Source organism: Streptomyces sp. IBSBF 3136, assembly GCF_036815105.1.
In the GTDB taxonomy this organism is placed as follows: domain Bacteria; phylum Actinomycetota; class Actinomycetes; order Streptomycetales; family Streptomycetaceae; genus Streptomyces.
Genome location: NZ_JAJSZC010000093.1, coordinates 16,717 through 35,527 on the forward strand (window position 1 = coordinate 16,717; position 18,811 = coordinate 35,527).

Below are 18,811 nucleotides of genomic sequence, written 5' to 3' on the forward strand. Positions count from 1 at the left end.
CCTCTCCAGCAGTACCGCACCCCGCCGACGGAGCCCCGCGGCGGGGTGCGTGCTAGCGTCACGAAACGGGGCAGCTCGCCGGTCACGGGACGAGGCCGCGAACTGGACGGGAAGCGGCCGGGAACACCGAGGGACACGGCCGAGAACAGAAGACGGGACACGGGGAGTGCCTTCAGGTGGCCACAACCGAGCCGACACGCGCCGACGACGCCGACCCGGACCCGGGGTCGGGCCCGCGAATACGCCTGTCCGCAGCTGACACGGACGGTCGTCACGAGGACCGTCCGGCGGGCCGCGCGGACCGTCACGCGAACGACCACGCCGGCGACCGCACGAGCGACCACGTGACCGACCGTGCGAGCGACCACGGGCGCGACCACCGGGACGGCCGTGCGGACGGCCCCGGGCAGCGACGGACGGACGACCACGCGCAGAGCCGGGCGGAGGACCACGCCGGCAGCCGCGCGGACCACCCCACCGGGACACCCCCCGGCATGCTCGGCCGCCTCCTCGCCGCCGCTGAGCCCCTGCGGCAGCGGTTCCTGCTGCACCCCGTGCTGTCCTTCACCATCCTCGCGGGCGCCCTGCACATCATCTGGTTCTTCACGTTCGCGAACTCAGGTGGCGATCTCGCGGCGCAGGACGCCTGGGCGGAGTTCGTCGGGCGGCACCCGGACTCGGCGTACAACCTCGCCTGGTACGGCGGTATGCACCCGGTCTCGTACAGCGTGGTGTCGCCGTACCTGATGTCGGTCCTCGGCGTCCGAACGACGATGATGATCGCCGGTACCGGCTCGGTGGCCCTGCTGACCCTGATCCTGATCCGCAGCCGGGCGGTGCGCAATCCGCTGTGGGCCTCGCTCGCCGGGGTCTTCGCGCTGATCTGCAACGCGGTGTCGGGCCGGGTGACCTTCGGGCTCGGCACCCTGTTCGCGCTCGGCGCGGTGGCGGCCGTCTTCTGCTGGCCCTACCGGTGGCGGTACAAACGCTGGGCGAAGGCGCTGGTCGCAGCCCCGCTGGCCGCGCTCGCCACGATGGCCTCGCCGGTCGCGGGGCTGTTCGTGGGCCTGGTCGCAGCCGCGCTGTTCCTGCAGAAGCGGCGGCCGGGCGCCTGGGCGCTGGGGCTGGCTCCCACGGCTGTGGTCGCCGTCTCGGCGCTGCTGTTCCCGTTCTCCGGCACCCAGCCGATGACGATCGGCTCGGTGATACTGCCCCTGCTGTACGGCCTGCTGTGCCTGTTCCTGGTGCCCAGGGAGTGGCGGACGGTGCGGCTGACGTCCGCCGTCTACAGCCTCGGCGTCGTCCTGGTGTGGCTGATCAGCTCGCAGATCGGCTCGAACATCTCGCGGCTGCCGATGCTGTTCGCGGGTGCGACGCTGGTCGCCGCGCTGCCGTTCACGGTGCCGCGCTCGCGCAAGTGGTACGCGACCGTGCTGGCGTGCCTGGGGCTGCTCGGCTGGATAGGTTTCAAGACGGTCGACGACATCATCCACACGACCCCGGCCGCCTCCTGGGCCCGTGAGCTGGCCCCGCTGGTCAACCAGCTCCAGAACGTCGGCGCCGAGAAGGGCCGGGTCGAGGTGGTCCCGGCCCGCTCGCACCGCGAGGCCTCGGCGCTCGCGCCCTACGTCAACCTGGCCCGCGGCTGGAACCGGCAGGCCGACATGGAGCGCAACCCGCTCTTCTACGACGACACGCTCAACTCGGCGAACTACCACGAGTGGCTGCAGCGCTGGGCGGTGCACTTCGTCGTGCTGCCGAAGGACAACCCGGACGGGGACGGCGGGGTGCGCGAGCGCGCGCTGCTCCAGCGCGGGATGCCGTACCTGAGGCAGATCTGGGGCGACGCCAACTGGCAGCTGTTCAAGGTGACCGACCCGGCGCCGCTCGCCGAGCCGAACGCGGTGGTGGACCGGGCCGAGCAGGGCGAGATGACCCTGGAGGTGCGCAAGCCGGGACGGATCCTGATCAAGATCCCGTACTCGCCGTGGCTGAGCGTCGTCGACGCCCGGGGCAAGAGCCTGAAGCCGCCGCAGGAGACGGAGGAGTCCAGGCACCGGGCCGACGGCATGCCGAAGACGTACGACAACGTCAACGGGTGCCTGCGGGAGACTCCGGAGGACGCGAAGGGCGACAAGTGGACGATGCTGATCGCCCCGCGGGCCGGGACCTACCACCTGGCGGCCCCCTACCAGCTGCCCCGCGGGACCCCTTGCCCCGACGGGCTGAAGTGACCCTCCGGGGGCGGCGCCCCCCGGTCCCCGGTCACGCGCCGGACCGCCGCGCCGCCCGCTCCGGTCGGTCGCGGAGTTCCGCGACGTAGCGGTCCGTGCCCGGGATCGTCGGGACGAACGGCGCCACCAGCTCCACCCGGCCGAGACCGGCCCGCGCCACCTGTTCGTCCAGGCCCGTGAAGTGCCGCTCCCAGCATTCCCGCGGGTCGGCCTCCAGGAACCACAGCAGAGTCAGCCGGGTGTCGACGCCCTCGACCTGCTTGACGTAGGTCATGCGGTCGCCGGGCAGGGGCGTGGGCCTGAAGACGGTCACCAGGGCGGCCGGGGAGCCCGCGAGGCGGCGGGGCAGGTGGCGGGTGCGCAGCCACTCCGCCAGCTCCGCCCGCTGCCCGGCCGACTCGGCGTCGATCACCTGCATGACCAGGCCCGCGTAGGGATGGTCCAGGGCGTGGAAGTCGCGGGGGCCGGCCGCGCCGTCCCGGTAGACCGTCGCCTCGTGGTCCTGGAAGGCCGTGAAGACGTGGGTGCGGGCCTGGTGGACGCGGGCGTCGCGGTTGAGGCGCTTGTTGATGGCCACGGTCCACCGCATGTGGTCGTCGTAGCGGCCGTCGGTGATCCAGTACGTGGAGAGGTAGCAGCCGGCGGTGACCGGCTGGGCGACGGCCGACTTCTCCGGGTAGCGCAGGAGCTGGAGGTCGCGAGTGGCGACCCAGCGGCGGCCGGCGTACATCCAGGGCATCGCCATGGCGCCGGCGTAGTAGTGGTCGTCCTCGTACCAGCGGTTGTAGGCGTACTCGTGTCCGGGGTGCGGCTCGACCATGGTGATCAGGGCGTGGCCGGGGTGGACGCCGTACGGGCCCACGGCGGCCAGTTCGGCGTACGTCTCGCTGCGGGTGCCGGTCTCCTCCGTCATGGCGCTCCCCTTCCGTCCTCCTGCGCTCGCCCATACTCTGACGCTCCGTCAGATGATGCGCCAGAGCCAGGACAGCTGGAGGTCGCGATGTCACTGCTCGCGGGCAAGACCGTGGTCGTCTCGGGGGTCGGGGCCGGACTCGGCCACCAGGTCGCCGCCGCCGTCGTACGGGACGGCGGGAACGCGGTGCTGGGGGCGCGGACCGAGGAGAACCTGGCCAAGAGCGCGTCCGGGATCGATCCGGGGGGCGCGCGCACGGCGTACCGGGCGACCGACATCACGGACGAGGGGCAGTGCGCGGCGCTGGCCGCACTCGCCCGGGAGCGCTTCGGCGGGCTGCACGCCGTGGTGCACGTGGCGGCCTGGGACTCCTACTTCGGCGGGGTCGAGGACGCGGACTTCGCGACCTGGCGGTCGGTCATCGACGTGAACCTGCTGGGGACGCTGCGGATGACCCGGGCGTGCCTGCCGGGATTGAAGGCGGCCGGCGGTTCGGTGGTGTTCATCGGGACGCAGTCGGCGGTGGCGGCGCCCTCGCAGGTGAAGCAGGCCGCGTACGCCGCCTCGAAGGGCGCGCTGACCAGCGCGATGTACTCGCTGGCGCGGGAGCTGGGGCCGTACCGGATCCGGGTGAACACGGTGCTGCCCGGCTGGATGTGGGGGCCGCCGGTGCAGGCGTACGTCCGGTTCGCCGCGCAGAGCGAGAAGGTGTCCGAGGCGGAGGTGCTGGGCCGGCTGACGGAGCGGATGGCGCTGCCGGAGCCGGCGACGGACGGGGACGTGGCCGACGCGGCGGTGTTCCTCGCGTCGGACCGGGCGCGGTCCATCACGGGCCAGTCGTTGCTGGTCAACGCGGGTGAACTGATGCGCTGACAGGGCGACGGGCCTCGGGAGGGGGCGCTCAGGCGTTCATGTGCATGAACTTAGGTCACCACAACGAACATCTTTACCTGCTCTTGACCCTACGCTTCCTTGCCGTGCGTCCATGTTCGAAACCAGAGTTCACATGCCTGACCCTGGCTGCGAACCCTGGAAGGGGACACATGAACGGTCTCGACTGGGCCGTGCTGATCGGCTACTTCGGAGTGATGGTCGCGATCGGCGTCTGGTCGCACAAGCGTGTGGACAACGTCAGCGACTTCTTCACGGCCGGCGGCAAGATGCCCTGGTGGCTGTCCGGCATCTCGCACCACATGTCGGGCTACAGCGCGGTGATGTTCACCGGATACGCGGGGATCGCCTACACCTACGGCGTCACCTCCTTCATCACCTGGTCCTTCCCGATCGCGCTCGGCATCGCCATCGGCTCCAAGCTGTTCGCGCCCCGCGTCAACCGGCTGCGGTCCCGGCTCCATGTGGCCTCCCCGCTGGAGTACCTGAAGAACCGCTACAACCTGCCCACGCAGCAGGCGCTCGCCTGGTCGGGCATGCTGCTGAAGATCGTGGACGTCGGCGCCAAGTGGGCGGCGATCTCGACCCTGTTGTCGGTGTTCACCGGTGTGTCGCTCAACCAGGGCATCCTCATCACGGGCGCGATCACCGCCGTCTACTGCACCATCGGCGGCCTGTGGGCGGACGCGCTCACCGAACTCGGCCAGTTCGTCATCCAGTTGCTGGCCGGTGTCTCCATGTTCGTCGCGGTCGTGCTGAAGCTGAGCGACAAGCACATCGGCTTCCTCGGCGCCTGGGACGAGCCCGCGCTGCACGGCCACGGCAAGCCCCTGGTCGGCCCCTACGGCACGGTCTTCCTCCTCGCGTTCCTGTTCATCAAGCTGTTCGAGTACAACGGCGGCATGCTGAACCAGGCCCAGCGCTACATGGCGACGGGCAGCCCGTACGAGGCCGAGCGCTCGGCGCGGCTGTCGTCGGTGCTGTGGCTGGTGTGGCCGGTGGTCCTCTTCTTCCCCATGTGGATGTCGCCGCTCCTCGTCCACGCGCAGAAGCCGGACGGCTCGGACTCCTACGCCCTGATGACCGAGCAGCTGCTGCCGCACGGCCTGCTGGGGCTGGTGATCGTCGGCTTCTTCTCGCACACGATGGCCATGTGCTCCTCCGACGCCAACGCGATCGCCGCGGTGTTCACCCGGGACGTGGCACCGGTGCTGTCCGCGCGGGCGCGGGCGTGGGGCGAGCGCTCGGGCCTGGTCGCGGCCCGCGTGACCACGGTCGTCTTCCTCGGTCTGTCGATGGCGGTGGCGACCCAGGTCAACTCCCCCGCCTTCAAGGACATCATCACGGTCGTCATCAAGTGGGTGGCCGGTCTCATGGGCCCGATCGCCATCCCGATGATGCTGGGCCTGCTGCGCCCGTTCCGCCGCTCCGGGCCGACGGCGGCGCTCACCAGCTGGGCGGCCGGTCTGCTCGCCTTCTGGCTGGTCAACTACCCGATCAGCTGGAGCGTCGACGGCGGGGTCCCGCTCCAGTACCAGGTGTCGATCCCGCTGGCGGTCTCCCTGGTGCTCTACGTCCTGATCGGCCACCTGAAGCCGGAGGACACCCCCGAGCGCCTGGCGATCATCGAGCGGGTCAACTCGGACGGCGACGCGGCGGCGGTGCCGGTGCCCGCGGCCGCCGGGGACGGCGTGGTGGGGGCGCCGTAGGGCGGCTCACGCCCGCGGGTAGCGGGCCAGCCACCCCGGCGAGGAGCCGGCCGGACCGTGCAGCGCGGGTCCCTGGGTCATCTCCATCGCGAAGTCGTCGGCGAGTTCGAGGACCGTGGGACGGCCCTCCAGTTCGGCCAGCCAGGCCGGCGGGAGGGCCGTCTCGCCGTGCAGGGCACCGAGCAGGCCCCCGGTCAGCGCGCCCGCGGCCGCCGAGGGGCCGCCCTGGTTCACCGCGAGGCACAGGCCGTGCCGTACGTCCTCACCGACCAGGGCGCAGTACACGGACGCGGCGAGCAGCCCGTCCGCGGTGCCGTCGCCGGCCAGCTCCTCCACCCTGGCCGGGCCCGGCATGCCCTGGCGCACCGCGCCGAGCGCGTGCTGGAGGGCGTCCGAGACCGGCTGGTGGCCCGGGCGGGCGGCGAGCAGGGCGAGGGCCCGCTGCACGGCGCCGTCCAGACTGTCGCCGCGGGCCAGGGCGTGCACGATGACGGCGTACGCGCCCGCCGAGAGGTAGGCGATGGGGTGCCCGTGGGTCTGGGCGGCGCACTCCACCGCGAGCTGGATGACGAGTTGGGGTTCCCAGCCGACCAGGAGGCCGAAGGGAGCCGACCGGGCGACCGCCTCCGGGCCCAGCTCGCCGGGGTTCTTCGGGCTCTCCGGGGTGCCCATGGTGTCGTCGCCGAGCCCGATGAGCAGCGCCCGGGTCGGCTCGCGCCGGGCGTACAGCCACTCCTCCCGCGCCAGCCAGCCGTCGTCCTTGCGGCGCTCGTCGGGTCCCCAGTCGCGCTGGGTGGCCGCCCACCTCAGGTAGGCGCGGTGCACATCGGTCGGCGGGTGCCAGGCGCCGGTGTCGCGGCGCACCTGGGCGCGGATCAGCCCGTCCACCGAGAACAGGGTGAGCTGGGTGTGGTGCGTGACCGTGCCGCGCCGGCCGTGCCCGAAAGCCAGGTCGAGCAGCCCCTCCGGCCCGTAGACCGAGCGGATCTCGTCCAGGGCGAGCGCATCGGCGGGCCCGCCGAGCGCGTCCCCGACGGCCGCGCCGAGCAGCGTGCCGCGCACCCGGCTGCGGAAGTCCTGCTGCTCGGCACGGCCCCAGACGGGACCGGACGTCGCGTCCACCCAGACCTCCCCACGCAACCGTCCGTACGTACGACGCCCAGCACTGTAATCGACCCGGGTCCTCCGGTTCACCGGGCGAACCGGCCTGCCGGGTCATACCCGCACCCGGGCCACCGCCGTGGGGGCCGGCCGTCCGCACGGGGCGCCGGACGGATCCGGTCACGCCGGGTCCGGGCCGGGAAGTCGGCGTGAAGGCGGCGGGATTCTGGCGCAATGCGCACGGCGGAACGCGGGGCCCGGCGGGGAGAATCCAGCCATGACCACCACCCCCACCACAGCCACCACCTCCACCAGCCGCACCTCCGGTACGGCGCTGCCGTTGGCCGCCGGTGTGCTCACCGGGATACTGGGGCTCTACATCGCCCTGGTCGCGCTCGGGAACATCACCGACTTCGGGACCAACCAGCAGTTCGTGCGGCACGTGCTCGCGATGGACACCACGTTCAGGGACGACGACCTGATGTGGCGGGCCGTCACCAGCACCGCGCTGGAGGACACCGCCTACGTCGCCATCATCGTGTGGGAGACGGCCGCGGCCCTCGTCCTGGTGTTCGGGACCTGGCTCTGGGCCCGGCGTGACTTCGCGCGGGCCCGGCGCTTCTCGACGTACGGGCTGCTGATGCTGGTCCTGCTGTTCGGGGCCGGGTTCATCGCCATCGGCGGGGAGTGGTTCGCCATGTGGCAGTCGAAGACCTGGAACGGACTGGACGCGGCGACCCGGGTGTTCCTGCTCAGCGGGGTGGCGCTGATCGTCAACCAGCTCCCGGACGGGCAACGCGACGCTACCTGACCACCGTCACCCTGGTGTTCAGGTCACCGAAGCCCCACAGCGCGGCCCCGTCCGCCTTGCGCACGCGGATGCCTCCCAGCTTCTGGCCGTTCGCCGGGGGCGGGGAGGCGCCGTCGAGGGCGTTGGAGAAGGCCACGTTCACCCCGGCCACTTTGGTGATGTACATCACGTGCTCGATCTGGACGCCGTCCGAGCCCGTGAGGGACTGGGTCCGCAGGGTGACCGAGTAGCGGCCGGGCTGCGGGCTCACCGTGCCCCGCCACACCGTGAACGTGCGCGACGCCTTGCCGGTCGCGTCGACCAGCCACACCCGCTTCTCGCCGAGGGAGTAGACGATCCGGCGGCCGCTGCCCGACTCGTCGGGCAGCGCCGGGGGCCCCGACGGCTTGCCCGTCGAGGGCCGGTGCGCACCGGGCGACGGCGACGCCGACACCGACGGGCCGGGCCGGGCCGACGCGGCCGTGGGATGCGGCCCGTGGTCCGCCTGCAGGGCGAGGGCGACGACGGCAGCGGTCGCCCCCACCGTCAGGCCGGAGACCCAGGCCCACGAGGGCAGCAGTCGGGCAGGCACGGGTACGCATCTCCTCCGCTACGGGTCCCCCATCCGGATCTGGGGTCGGATCATCGTACTCAGTCCAGGACGGGCAACAGGTCGGGCAGGTGCCCGTCGGACGCCTCGGCGGCCCGCCGCCGCTCCTCGGGCACCTCGCCGTACAGCGTGGTCCGCGGCCGCGCCGGCCGGCCGGCCGCCTCGGCCACCGCCACCAGGTCCCGCACCGACTTGTACGAGCCGTACGAGGAGCCCGCCATGCGGGAGATCGTCTCCTCCATCAGCGTGCCGCCCAGGTCGTTCGCCCCGGAGCGGAGCATCTCCGCCGCGCCCTCCGTGCCCAGCTTCACCCAGCTCGTCTGGATGTTGGGGATGTGCGGGTGCAGCAGCAGCCGGGCCATCGCCGTCACCGCCCGGTTGTCCCGGACCGAGGGGCCCGGGCGGGCGATGCCGGCCAGGTACACCGGGGCGTTGGTGTGGATGAAGGGCAGTGTCACGAACTCCGTGAAGCCGCCCGTGCGCTGCTGGATCCCGGCCAGCGTCCGCAGATGGCCGAGCCAGTGGCGGGGCTGGTCCACGTGGCCGTACATCATCGTGGAGGAGGAGCGGATGCCCAGCTCGTGGGCCGTCGTGACGACCTCGATCCAGGTCGCCGTCGGCAGCTTGCCCTTGGTCAGCACCCAGCGCACCTCGTCGTCGAGGATCTCCGCCGCCGTACCGGGGATGCTGTCCAGGCCGGCCTCCTTGGCGGCCGTGAGCCACTCCCTGATCGACAGGCCGGTACGGGACGCGCCGTTCACCACCTCCATGGGCGAGAAGGCGTGCACGTGCATGCCGGGGACGCGCGCCTTGACCGCCTTCGCGATGTCGAAGTACGCCGTCCCGGGCAGGTCCGGGTGGATGCCGCCCTGCATGCACACCTCGACCGCGCCCACGTCCCACGCCTGCTGGGCGCGGTCGGCGACCTGCTCCAGGGACAGCGTGTACGCGTCGGCGTCCGTGCGGCGCTGCGCGAAGGCGCAGAAGCGGCAGCCGGTGTAGCAGACGTTGGTGAAGTTGATGTTGCGCGTGACGATGTACGTCACGTCGTCGCCCACCGCCGACCTGCGCACGTCGTCGGCCACCCGGCACAGCGCGTCCAGCGCCGGGCCGTCGGCGTGCAGCAGGGCCAGCGCCTCGGCGTCGGTGAGCCGGGTCGGGTCGTCGGCCGCCGTGCGCAGCGCCTGCCGTACGTCGGTGTCGATGCGCTCCGGTGCCATGCCGGGTACCGCCGCCTCGCGCAGCGCCTCCCAGTCGCCGTACACCTCGTCGAAGTCCGCGCGCCGGTCGGAGGTGCGGCCGAGGGTGTCGATGGTGTGGTGCAGATCCGTGCGGCCGGTGGCCTCGAACGCCTCCTCGGGCTCCTGCCACGGGCGGCCCTCGACCACCGCGTCCGCACGCGCGAGTCCCGTCACCGGGTCGGCGAGGGCGTTCACGTGCGGGCGCAGCCGCGGGTCGAGCCAGGGTTCGCCGCGGCGCACGAACTCCGGGTAGACGCAGAGGCGTTCGCGCAGCTCGAAGCCGGCGGCGCGGGAGCGCTCGGTCAGTTCCTCGATCTGCGGCCAGGGGCGTTCGGGGTTGACGTGGTCGATCGTCAGGGGCGAGACCCCGCCCCAGTCGTCGACGCCGGCGCCGATCAGCCGCTCGTACTCGGCGTCGACGAGGTTCGGCGGGGCCTGGAGGCAGGCGCCCGGGCCCATGATGTGCCGGGCCACGGCGACGGTCGCGACCAGCTCGTCCAGTTCGGCGTCCGGCATGCCGCGCATCGCCGTGTCCGGCTTGGCGCGGAAGTTCTGGATGATCAGTTCCTGGATGCCGTGGTGGGCCCGGGAGACCTTGCGCAGCGCGAAGAGGGACTCGGCGCGCTCCTCGTGGGTCTCGCCGATGCCGATCAGGAGGCCGGAGGTGAAGGGGACGGAGGAGCGGCCGGCGTCCTCCAGGACGCGCAGGCGTACGGCGGGTTCCTTGTCCGGGGAGCCGTGGTGCGGGCCGCCGGGCTCGGACCACAGCCGGGTCGCGGTCGTCTCCAGCATCATGCCCATCGACGGGGCGACCGGCTTCAGACGCTGGAAGTCGGTCCAGGTCAGCACGCCGGGGTTGAGGTGGGGCAGCAGGCCCGTCTCCTCCAGCACGCGGATGGAGATCGCGCGGACGTAGGCGATGGTGTCGTCGTAGCCGTGCGCGTCCAGCCACTCGCGCGCCTCGGGCCAGCGGTCCTCGGGCTTGTCCCCGAGGGTGATCAGGGCTTCCTTGCAGCCGAGGGCCGCGCCCTTGCGGGCGATGTCGAGCACCTCGTCGGGGGACATGAACATCCCGTGGCCGGCCCGGCGCAGCTTGCCGGGGACGGTGACGAAGGTGCAGTAGTGGCACTTGTCCCGGCACAGCCGGGTGAGGGGGATGAAGACGCTCTTCGAGTAGGTGATGACACCGGGCCGGCCCGCCGCCTCCAGGCCGGCGTCACGGACCCGGGCGGCGGACGCGGCGAGGTCGGTGAGTGCCTCGCCGCGGGCCTGAAGCAGCACCGCCGCCTCCGTGACGTCGAGGGCGACGCCGTCCCGGGCACGTTTGAGAGCGCGACGCATGGAGTTCTCGGTGGGGCCGGTTCCGGAGGTCGCGGAAGTCGTCATCCCCTGAGCATACGTTCGGGCTGATCACCCGGTCGTCGGCCGCAGGAACACCGCGTACTCGTCCAGGACACGCAGCACTTCGGGCTCCGCGGCCGACGGGAGCTGGACGACGGTCTCCTCGATGCCCAGCTCGGCGTAATGGGCGAGTTTGCCCGGGGTGGGGTGGACGGCGTACGGGACCACCTGGAGGCCGGCCGGGTCGCGGCCGGCCTCCGTCCATACGGAGCGCAGCACGGGCAGGGACTCGGTCAGGCCGCCTCCGCCGATCGGCAGCCAGCCGTCGGCGTACTCCGCGATGTGCGCGAAGAGTTTCGGCCCGGCCGCCCCGCCGATCAGGGTGCGGGGTCCGACGACCGGTCCGCGCGGCTTCCGGACCGGTTTGGGGAAGGCCGAGCTGGGCCGCACCCCGCCGAACTCGCTTTGGTGGCCCGCCGGTTCCTCGGACCACAGGGCCCGCATCAGGGCCATCCGGTCCCGGACCAGTTCCCGGCGGCGGCGCCACTCGACGCCGTGGTCGGCGGCCTCCTCGACGTTCCAGCCGAAGCCGAGCCCGAGGGTGAAGCGGCCGCCGGAGAGGTGGTCGAGGGTGGCGATCTGCTTGGCCAGGGCGATCGGGTCGTGCTGGGCGACCAGCGTGATTCCGGTGCCGAGCGCCAGCCGCTCGGTGACGGCCGCGGCCTGGCCGAGGGCGACGAAGGGGTCGAGGGTGCGGCCGTACTCGCGCGGCAGCTCGCCGCCGACCGGGTACGGGGTGGTCCGCTCGACCGGGATGTGGGTGTGCTCGGGCAGGTACAGCCCGGCGAAGCCGCGCTGTTCGAGTTCGCGGGCGAGACGGGTGGGGGTCACCGTCTCGTCGGTGAGGAAGATGGTCACGGCGATCCGCATGGGTCATCTGTACCGGTAGCGGTCCCACAAGTCGATACCGACTGGTCGGTCGTCGCGAAGTCGATCGCTCGTCCCGGCCCGGCGCGGCCCGGTGTGGCTGGTCGTGCGGTTACCGGCGGGCCCGCAGCGGCCTACGTTGGAGGGGTGACGACGTTGCGCGGCACCCTGCCCCCCGGCTCACCCGACTACGTCTACCTTCCGTTCGACGTACCGTCCGGAACCCGCGAGTTGCACGTCTCCTACCGCTACGACCGGCCCGCCGTCCCGGCCGGCACCCCGGGCAACGCCCTCGACATCGGCCTCTTCGACGAGCGCGGCACCGAGCTCGGCGGCCACGGCTTCCGGGGCTGGTCGGGCGGTGCCCGCACGGAGTTCTTCGTACGGGCGGACGACGCGACGCCCGGCTATCTGCCCGGCCCGCCGCGGCCCGGGACCTGGCACATCGCACTGGGCCCCTACACGGTCGCGCCGCAGGGGCTGACGTACGAGGTGACGGTCACGCTCACCCCCGGCGACCCCGGCAGGGCCCCCGTGCCGGTGTACCCGCCCGGCCGTGCCCGCGGCCGGGGCCGGGACTGGTACCGGGGCGACTGCCACCTGCACTCCTGGCACTCCGACGGCCGCCGCACCCCGGCCGAGATCGCCGCGCTGGCCCGCGCTGCCGGGCTCGACTTCATCAACAGCTCCGAGCACAACACGACGTCCGCGCACGCCCACTGGGCCGCGGCGGCGGGCGACGACCTGCTGGTCATGCTGGGCGAGGAGATCACCACGAGGAACGGCCACGTGCTGGCCCTCGGCACCGATCCGGGCACCTTCGTCGACTGGCGCTACCGGGCCCGGGACGGCCGCTTCGGCCGCTTCGCCCGGCGCGTCCGCGAGGCCGGCGGCCTGGTCGTGCCCGCCCACCCGCACGCCACCTGCGTCGGGTGCGCCTGGAAGTTCGGGTTCGGCGAGGCGGACGCGGTGGAGGTGTGGAACGGGCTCTGGACCCCGGACGACGAGGTGGCCCTGGCCGCGTGGGACGCCCGGCTCGTGGCGGGCGTGCGGCAGGGGCGGGCATGGCTCCCGGCGATGGGCGACAGCGACGCCCACCGCGACCCGGACGCGGTCGGCCTGCCCCAGACGGTCGTCCTCGCCGAGGACCTGACCCGCGAGGCGATCCAGGACGGCCTGCGCGCGGGCCGCTCGTACGTGGCCGAGTCGCGGCAGGTGACCCTCGACCTCGGCGCCACCGCGCCGGACGGCCGGCGGGCCGGGATCGGGGAGCGGCTGGCGGTGCCCGACGACACCCCGGTGACGGTGCGCCTGGACGTCACCGGCGCCCCGGGTTGCTCCGTCCGCCTCGTCACCGACCAGGGCGTGCTGTTCACCGGTGACCCGCTGCCGGTGTCGGGCTCGGGCGCGGTGGAGTGGCGCACGACACCGGCGTACGCGACCTACGTGCGTGCCGAGGTGCGACACGAGACGGCCGCGGGCCCGCTGCCCGGGGCCATGGCCGCGTTCACCAACCCGGTGTTCCTCGGGCTCACTTGAGCTGGTCGGCGGCCCAGCTCGCCCACTCCTCGCGCATGGCGTTGAACCGCAGGCCGTACTCCAGGGCGATGCGTCCGTAGACCGAGAGGTTGCCGTCGTCCCAATCGATGGAATCGGCCAGCCCCCTGAGCTGCTCATGGCTCTCGCGGGACATCTCGGTGAGCCCGATCAGGTAGGTGCGCGCCTGCTCGGGGGTCAGCACGCCGAGGAAGAAGACCCGCAGCAGGATGTCGCTGCGGGTGTTGCGCTGGGGGGCGGTCCCGGTCAGCCAGTGGCGCAGCTCGGCCAGCCCCTCGTCGGTGAGGGCGTACTCCTTGCGGCCGCGCGGGCCCTCGGCGGCCACCGTGATCAGCCCGGAGCCGGCCAGTCGGGTCAGCTCGGTGTAGATCTGGCTCTGGGTCGCCGGCCACACGTTGGCCAGCGAGGTGTCGAACGTCTTCAGCAGGTCGTAGCCGCTGGCGGGGCGTTCCGAGAGCAGTCCGAGCAGTGCGTGCTTGAGGCTCATGCCCTCCACTCTACATTCCACTGTTGACATGTCACGAGGCGACCTTCTACTTTCGACATGTCGGAACCGGAAGCCCGGCCGACACCGACCGAGAACGGGGAGTCCCATGTCGTACCTGCGTACGTTCCTGCCGTGGATCGTCTTCGCCGTCATCCCCTCCGGGGACTGGCAGTGGGGTGCCCTGGCCGCCCTGGTGGTGTCCGTGGGGCTCGTCGCGCAGGAGCGACGGTCGGGCGCCGGCTTCGACGCGCTCGTCATCGAGACCGGCTCGGCCGTCTTCTTCGCGGTCCTCACCGCCGTCGCCTTCGCCGACCCGCACTCGGGCGTGCACGCCTACTCGGCGTCGCTGGCCTCCGGCACCCTGACCGTCATCGCCGGGATCTCGCTGGCCGTCGGCCGGCCTTTCACCCTCGGCATCGCCAAGCGCACCACACCGCCCGAGGTCTGGGGCCTGAAGCCGTTCGTCCGGACCAACGTCGTGATCACCGCCGTGTGGACCGCCGCGTTCGCCGTCACCGCCGTCGTCCTCGCCCTGCTGGCCCACGCCGGGGACGCCCACTCGACGCCCGCGACCCTCGTCCAGATCGCCGGGTTCGCCGTGCCCATGGTCTTCACCGTCCGCTACGTCGCCCACGTCCAGGCGAAGGCCGGGGCCGCCGGGCAGGTGGCCCGGTGACCACCGTCCCGAGCCACCTGCGCCGGCTTCCACGGCAACCGGCCGGCGGAAGAGAAGGGTCAGGCCTCGCCGGCGGGCCGGGTGCGGGCGTCCCGGCGCAGGCCCAGGAGTTCGGCGACCGTGTCCAGCCAGCGGGCGGTCCGTGTCTCGCCCTCGGGCGTGTCCGCGAGCTGAGCGGCGGTCTCCAGCCACTGCCGCAGCAGGGCCGACGCCTCGCGGGACGGCAGCGGTTCGGGCAGGGCGGCGGCGTACCGCAGGCCGCCGGCGCGTACCACCTTCGCGACGTACGACAACGAGCGCGGGACCACGCCGAGCCGGTCCAGGGTGACGGCGGCCGCGACGGCGCCGTCACCGAACAGGGCGGTGCGGAACGCGTCCTGGGTGAGGCCGTAGCGGAGCAGCACGGTCACGTCCGTGGTGGCGAGGACCGCGTCGTCGGTGCGGGGTGCGGAGGGCATGGGCGGCTTTCCGGTGCTCGGGGTCAGCGGACCGTGATCGTGTAGACGAAGAACGCCGGCCGGTCGTCCGGTGTGCCCGTCGCGGTCGGGTAGGGGCTCGCCGACGCCTTGCCGGAGGCGGTCGCGCTGGGCAGCGGAGCCGCCGACCGGGTGCCGCTGTGGCAGCTCGCCATGGGGCAGTGCAGGAGCCGCACAGTGGCCCTGCCGGGCTTGCGGGCGGTGAAGTCGAAGAACTGGGTGCCGTCGCCGCCGCCGGTGTTGTCGCTCCCCTCCTCCTCTTCCCGCTTGCCCCGGTAGGTCAGCACGTCCGTGTCCGGCCGGGGGCCGGCCAGGTACCAGTTCTGCCCGAGCGCGGGGTTCGCCGGCACCTTCAGGGTGAACCGGTCCCCCGCCGCCACGGTGACGGCACGCTGGTCGGTGCCGTACTCGTCGGCTCCCCCCGAGGAGCCGCAGCCGGTCAGCAGGAGGAGGCCGGCCGCGGCGGCGGCCGCCGGGGTCAGTACGGTGCGCAGGTTCACGGTCGCTCAGTTCTGCTGGATGTAGACGGTGTCGACGTTGCCCTTGTGGGCGGGCGAGTAGCGGTCGTCCGCGGCGGCGCTGAGGTCACCGCTGACGAAGTCCTCCTCGCTGACCCAGGTGGTGACGCCCCACGGGTTGTAGATCTGGAGCCGGTCGCCCTCCTGGCCGATGATCATCATGCTGTGGCCGTGCCGGTCACCGTTGTCGTCGTACCGCTCGATGTTGATGGGCACGGGCTTGCCCTCGGCGACGGACTTCTCGATGTCGGGCAGCACGTTGCGCCGGTCGTCCCGGCCGCCCATGTTCTGGGCCTCGTAGTGGTCGCCGGTGTGCGGGCTGAGCTCGTCGTTGGAGATCTCCACCTGCCCGTCCTTGTCCATGCCGTTCGGGTGCTCGTCCCACCACCAGCCGGCGTTGTCGCCGTCGCCCTCCTCGTGCAGGCGGAGCTGTTCGTCGGTCAGGCGCTTGCGGAAGTGCTCCGGGGCGTCGTCGGTGCCGTCGGGGCCGCCGGTCAGCTCCAGCGCGTACACGGGGTCCACGAGGGCGCGCGCGGTGACCGTGGAGGAGGGCACACAGGTCTCGCCGTCCTGGTCCCACAGCTTGCCGTTGAAGTCCTGGGTCTCCTGACCGGTGGCCGTGGGCCCGTTGTTCGTCGACACCGGTGCCAGGTGCTCCCGCAGCCACACCGCGTCCTTGCCGTGGATCTTGCCGTCGAACGTCTCGACCTCGTCGAGGGAGTAGCCGGAGGCGAGCGCCTTCATCAGGTACGCCTTCTCCTGTGGCGTCGAGGCGCCGGCCAGCAGCCTGTCCATCCGGGCCCGGTCGGCGGGCGAGAGGTTGCGCATGGCGCGGCCGGAGCGTTCGAGGTCGTTGGCCGTGAGGATCTCGTTGAGCTCGGGATCGCCGCCCACGTTGCTGGTGTCGGCCAGCGCCAGCCGGTCCGCCGCGGTCAGCCCGTCCCCGCCCAGTCTCCCGGCCCGTGCCTCCGAGGCCCACTTGTTGAGGTCGCGGGCCGCGGCGCGGGCGGCGTCGTCGGCGGCGACGGCGGCCTTGTGCAGGATGTCGACGCCCCCGGAGGCGACCGAGCGTGCCTTCAGCCGGGCGGACTCCTCGTCGTCGTCCTCGTACCAGTCGTCGAAGAAGCCGTCCCTGCCGCCGAGCATCGTGCGGGCCTCGTTCAGCTTGGACCGACCGCCCTGGTCCTGGGTCCGGGCCGCCTTGACCGCGTCGGCGAGCGCCAGCAGCGCCTTGCCGCCGCCCTCGAACGCGTCGGCCATCCGCTGCGCGTCCCGGCCGGCGGCGCTCACCACGCCGGACGCGAGCACGCTGGTCTCGCCGACCCACACCTCGGGCAGGCCCTTGCCCGCCACCTTGTCGACGCGCTCGCGCAGGCGCGTGGCGTCGTCGGCCTGGCCGCGGTAGCGCTCGGCGAGCGCCTCCAGCGTCGCGTGGTCGCCCTGCGGCGGGGAGACGGACAGCGCGTCGTCGATCGCGTCGATCAGGTCGTTCTTGCTGCCCGCCGAGGAGATGCGCCCGCGCAGGCCGTCGAGCCGCTTGCGGCGGTCGGTGGTGTCCTCCGTCGCCATGGTGCGCCGCCCCCTCAGTAGCCGGCCAGCGCCGACGGGCGGCCGGCGTGGGCGGGCTGGGTGGTGACGCGGCCTCCGTCGGCGGGCACGCTGCGGATGCCGGTGTCGACGAGGCCGTCGCTGCCGTCGTAGGCGCCCTTGGCGCCCCGCACCTTGCCCGCGAGTTCGTGCAGCGCCGCCTGAAGCGTCTTCGCCTCCGCCTCCCAGGCGGCGGCGTAGGCGTTGAACGCGGTGGCCGCGTCCGGGCCGCCCAGCGCCTCGTCCGTGTAGCAGGCGGCGGGGTCGACCGCCGCGCGGATCTTCCCCGTGTCGTCGCCCGCGCCGTCCAGTTCGTTCGCCTGCCCGGACATGCCCGACTCGACGTGGTAGCCGTCCGAAGACGCGCCCATCATGCTCCCCCGTTGCACCAGCTCGTGATCGCGGGGAGGCTAACACGCACCGGTCGCGGGCCGGTTCGCGCCGCACACGCCCCCCACAGGGCGGTCACACCATCCGCGTCGGCCGCCCGGCCGGCGCCGGCCGCCGAAAAGAGCAGGAGAGTCACGGACATGTCGCCCCAGCCCCAGCCCGGTCCCAAGCAGCGGATCGTCACCCGTTTCCAGCGCCTCGTCGCCAACCCGCTCAACCGGCGGCTGCCGTTCCAGACCCTGCTGGAGACCACCGGCCGCACATCCGGTGAGCCGCGGCGGACCCCGGTGGGCGGACGCCGGTCCGGGGACTCCTTCTGGATCGTCTCGGAGTTCGGGTTCACCTCCCAGTACGTCCGCAACATCCAGGCCGACCCGGAGGTCCGCGTCCGCATCAACGGCCGCTGGCACCACGGCACCGCCCACCTCCTGCCGGAGGACGACGCCCTGGCCCGGCTGCGCACCCTGCCCCGCTTCAACAGCGCGGTCGTACGGGCCCTCGGCGCCGGTCTGCTGACGGTGCGGGTGGACCTGGCGGACTGAGGGCCGGCTCACCCCGGCCAGACGATCGCCTGGACCTCGCTGTAGGCGTGCAGGGCGTAGGAGCCCACGTCCCGCCCGACGCCGCTCATCTTGAAGCCGCCGAACGGGGCCTCCATGTTGCGGCCGACCGTGTTGACGCCGACGCCGCCCGCCCGCAGCCGCCGCGCCACCCGGAAGGCCCTGGCCACGTCACCGGACCAGACGTAGTCGACGAGCCCGTAGTCGGAGTCGTTGGCGAGGGCCACGCCCTCCTCCTCGTCGTCGAACGGGATCACCACCACCACCGGCCCGAAGATCTCCTCCCGGGCCACCCGCATGTCGTTGGAGCAGTCGGCGAGGAGCGTCGGCGCGACGTAGAACCCGCACTCGCCCGGCGGCCGTTCACCGCCCGCGACGACCACGGCGCCCTCCTTGCGGCCGAGTTCGACGTACGACTCGACGCGCGCCCGGTGCTCCGCGGAGATCACCGGCCCCACGACGGTGTCCGGCTCCCGCGGGTCGCCCACCTTCAACCGGGACGCGTAGGCGCCCAGCAGCTCCACCAGCCGGTCGTACACACCCCGCTGGGCCAGCACCCGGGTCGGCGCCGTGCAGATCTGGCCGCTGTAGAAGGAGAAGGTGGTGCCGATGCCGGCGACGGCCGAGCCGAGGTCGGCGTCGTCCAGGACGAGCGCCGCGCCCTTGCCGCCCAGCTCCATGAGCTGGCGTCTCATGTCCCGCCCGCACACCTCGGCGATGCGCCGGCCGACGGCCGTGGAACCGGTGAAGCTGACCATGTCGACGTCGCCCGAGGCCACCGCCGCCTCCCCCACCGCGACCCC

Annotated in this window: 18 protein-coding genes; 7 read left to right on the forward strand and 11 right to left on the reverse strand. The window is 72.7% G+C overall.

Features of this window, described 5'->3' with window-relative positions; genetic code table 11:
• Nucleotides 1–176: 176 nt before the first annotated feature.
• The gene (locus V7E45_RS20750; protein WP_443056113.1) at nt 177–2,234 is read left to right on the forward strand and encodes an MFS transporter; all 2,058 of its coding nucleotides are present in this window, start codon (nt 177–179) and stop codon (nt 2,232–2,234) included.
• A 31-nt stretch (nt 2,235–2,265) separates the two neighbouring features.
• Here the strand turns inward: V7E45_RS20750 and V7E45_RS20755 are convergent, their stop codons facing one another.
• A complete protein-coding gene (locus V7E45_RS20755) occupies nt 2,266–3,147 on the reverse strand; it encodes a hypothetical protein (RefSeq protein WP_333775694.1) in 882 nt (293 codons plus the stop codon).
• An 87-nt stretch (nt 3,148–3,234) separates the two neighbouring features.
• Here V7E45_RS20755 and V7E45_RS20760 point away from each other — a divergent pair, with 87 nt between their 5' ends.
• Nucleotides 3,235–4,020 (forward strand): SDR family oxidoreductase, encoded by a 786-nt coding sequence (locus V7E45_RS20760; RefSeq protein WP_333775695.1) that lies wholly within the window; start codon nt 3,235–3,237, stop codon nt 4,018–4,020.
• 170 nt (nt 4,021–4,190) lie between these two features.
• Nucleotides 4,191–5,747: a sodium:solute symporter family protein gene (locus V7E45_RS20765; protein ID WP_333775696.1), complete on the forward strand. Its 1,557-nt coding sequence runs from the start codon at nt 4,191–4,193 to the stop codon at nt 5,745–5,747.
• Between the two features lie 6 nt (nt 5,748–5,753).
• Here the strand turns inward: V7E45_RS20765 and V7E45_RS20770 are convergent, their stop codons facing one another.
• Nucleotides 5,754–6,869, reverse strand: a complete 1,116-nt coding sequence (locus V7E45_RS20770) for an ADP-ribosylglycohydrolase family protein (protein WP_333775697.1) — start codon at nt 6,867–6,869, stop codon at nt 5,754–5,756.
• 256 nt (nt 6,870–7,125) lie between these two features.
• Between V7E45_RS20770 and V7E45_RS20775 the strand changes: the two genes are divergently transcribed.
• A complete protein-coding gene (locus V7E45_RS20775) occupies nt 7,126–7,659 on the forward strand; it encodes a DUF2165 domain-containing protein (protein WP_333775698.1) in 534 nt (177 codons plus the stop codon).
• Here V7E45_RS20775 and V7E45_RS20780 read toward each other — a convergent pair.
• From V7E45_RS20780 to V7E45_RS20790, 3 genes are read right to left on the reverse strand one after another with little or no spacing between them, the layout of a single operon-like run.
• Nucleotides 7,652–8,230 carry a hypothetical protein gene (locus V7E45_RS20780; protein ID WP_333775699.1) on the reverse strand — a complete coding sequence of 193 codons (579 nt, stop codon included), beginning with the start codon at nt 8,228–8,230 and terminating at the stop codon, nt 7,652–7,654. The genes V7E45_RS20775 and V7E45_RS20780 overlap by 8 nt on opposite strands.
• 59 nt (nt 8,231–8,289) lie before the next feature.
• On the reverse strand, nt 8,290–10,875 hold the full coding sequence (locus V7E45_RS20785; RefSeq protein ID WP_333775700.1) for a bifunctional FO biosynthesis protein CofGH: 2,586 nt from the start codon (nt 10,873–10,875) through the stop codon (nt 8,290–8,292).
• Nucleotides 10,876–10,899: 24 nt separating this feature from the next.
• A complete protein-coding gene (locus V7E45_RS20790; protein WP_333775701.1) occupies nt 10,900–11,760 on the reverse strand; it encodes a TIGR03619 family F420-dependent LLM class oxidoreductase in 861 nt (286 codons plus the stop codon).
• Nucleotides 11,761–11,904: 144 nt separating this feature from the next.
• Here V7E45_RS20790 and V7E45_RS20795 point away from each other — a divergent pair, with 144 nt between their 5' ends.
• Nucleotides 11,905–13,296, forward strand: a complete 1,392-nt coding sequence (locus V7E45_RS20795) for a CehA/McbA family metallohydrolase (RefSeq protein WP_333775702.1) — start codon at nt 11,905–11,907, stop codon at nt 13,294–13,296.
• Here V7E45_RS20795 and V7E45_RS20800 read toward each other — a convergent pair.
• Nucleotides 13,289–13,801, reverse strand: coding sequence for a PadR family transcriptional regulator (locus tag V7E45_RS20800; protein ID WP_319148199.1), 513 nt, complete (start codon nt 13,799–13,801; stop codon nt 13,289–13,291). The genes V7E45_RS20795 and V7E45_RS20800 overlap by 8 nt on opposite strands.
• Before the next feature lie 106 nt (nt 13,802–13,907).
• Here V7E45_RS20800 and V7E45_RS20805 point away from each other — a divergent pair, with 106 nt between their 5' ends.
• Nucleotides 13,908–14,477, forward strand: coding sequence for a hypothetical protein (locus V7E45_RS20805; protein ID WP_333775703.1), 570 nt, complete (start codon nt 13,908–13,910; stop codon nt 14,475–14,477).
• A gap of 59 nt (nt 14,478–14,536) precedes the next feature.
• Here V7E45_RS20805 and V7E45_RS20810 read toward each other — a convergent pair whose 3' ends face one another.
• The 4 genes from V7E45_RS20810 to V7E45_RS20825 are packed head-to-tail and all read right to left on the reverse strand — an operon-like array spanning nt 14,537 to nt 17,429.
• Nucleotides 14,537–14,935: a hypothetical protein gene (locus tag V7E45_RS20810; protein ID WP_333775704.1), complete on the reverse strand. Its 399-nt coding sequence runs from the start codon at nt 14,933–14,935 to the stop codon at nt 14,537–14,539.
• A 23-nt stretch (nt 14,936–14,958) separates the two neighbouring features.
• A complete protein-coding gene (locus V7E45_RS20815; RefSeq protein WP_333775705.1) occupies nt 14,959–15,453 on the reverse strand; it encodes a protease inhibitor I42 family protein in 495 nt (164 codons plus the stop codon).
• Between the two features lie 6 nt (nt 15,454–15,459).
• On the reverse strand, nt 15,460–17,040 hold the full coding sequence (locus V7E45_RS20820) for a peptidoglycan-binding protein (RefSeq protein WP_333775706.1): 1,581 nt from the start codon (nt 17,038–17,040) through the stop codon (nt 15,460–15,462).
• A gap of 14 nt (nt 17,041–17,054) precedes the next feature.
• Entirely contained in the window at nt 17,055–17,429 is a 375-nt protein-coding gene (locus tag V7E45_RS20825) for a hypothetical protein (RefSeq protein WP_333775707.1), read from the reverse strand.
• Nucleotides 17,430–17,588: 159 nt separating this feature from the next.
• Between V7E45_RS20825 and V7E45_RS20830 the strand changes: the two genes are divergently transcribed.
• Nucleotides 17,589–17,990 (forward strand): nitroreductase/quinone reductase family protein, encoded by a 402-nt coding sequence (locus V7E45_RS20830; RefSeq protein ID WP_333775708.1) that lies wholly within the window; start codon nt 17,589–17,591, stop codon nt 17,988–17,990.
• Between the two features lie 8 nt (nt 17,991–17,998).
• Here the strand turns inward: V7E45_RS20830 and V7E45_RS20835 are convergent.
• A partial coding sequence (locus tag V7E45_RS20835) for an aldehyde dehydrogenase family protein (protein ID WP_333775709.1) occupies nt 17,999–18,811 on the reverse strand: 813 nt, incomplete at its 5' end.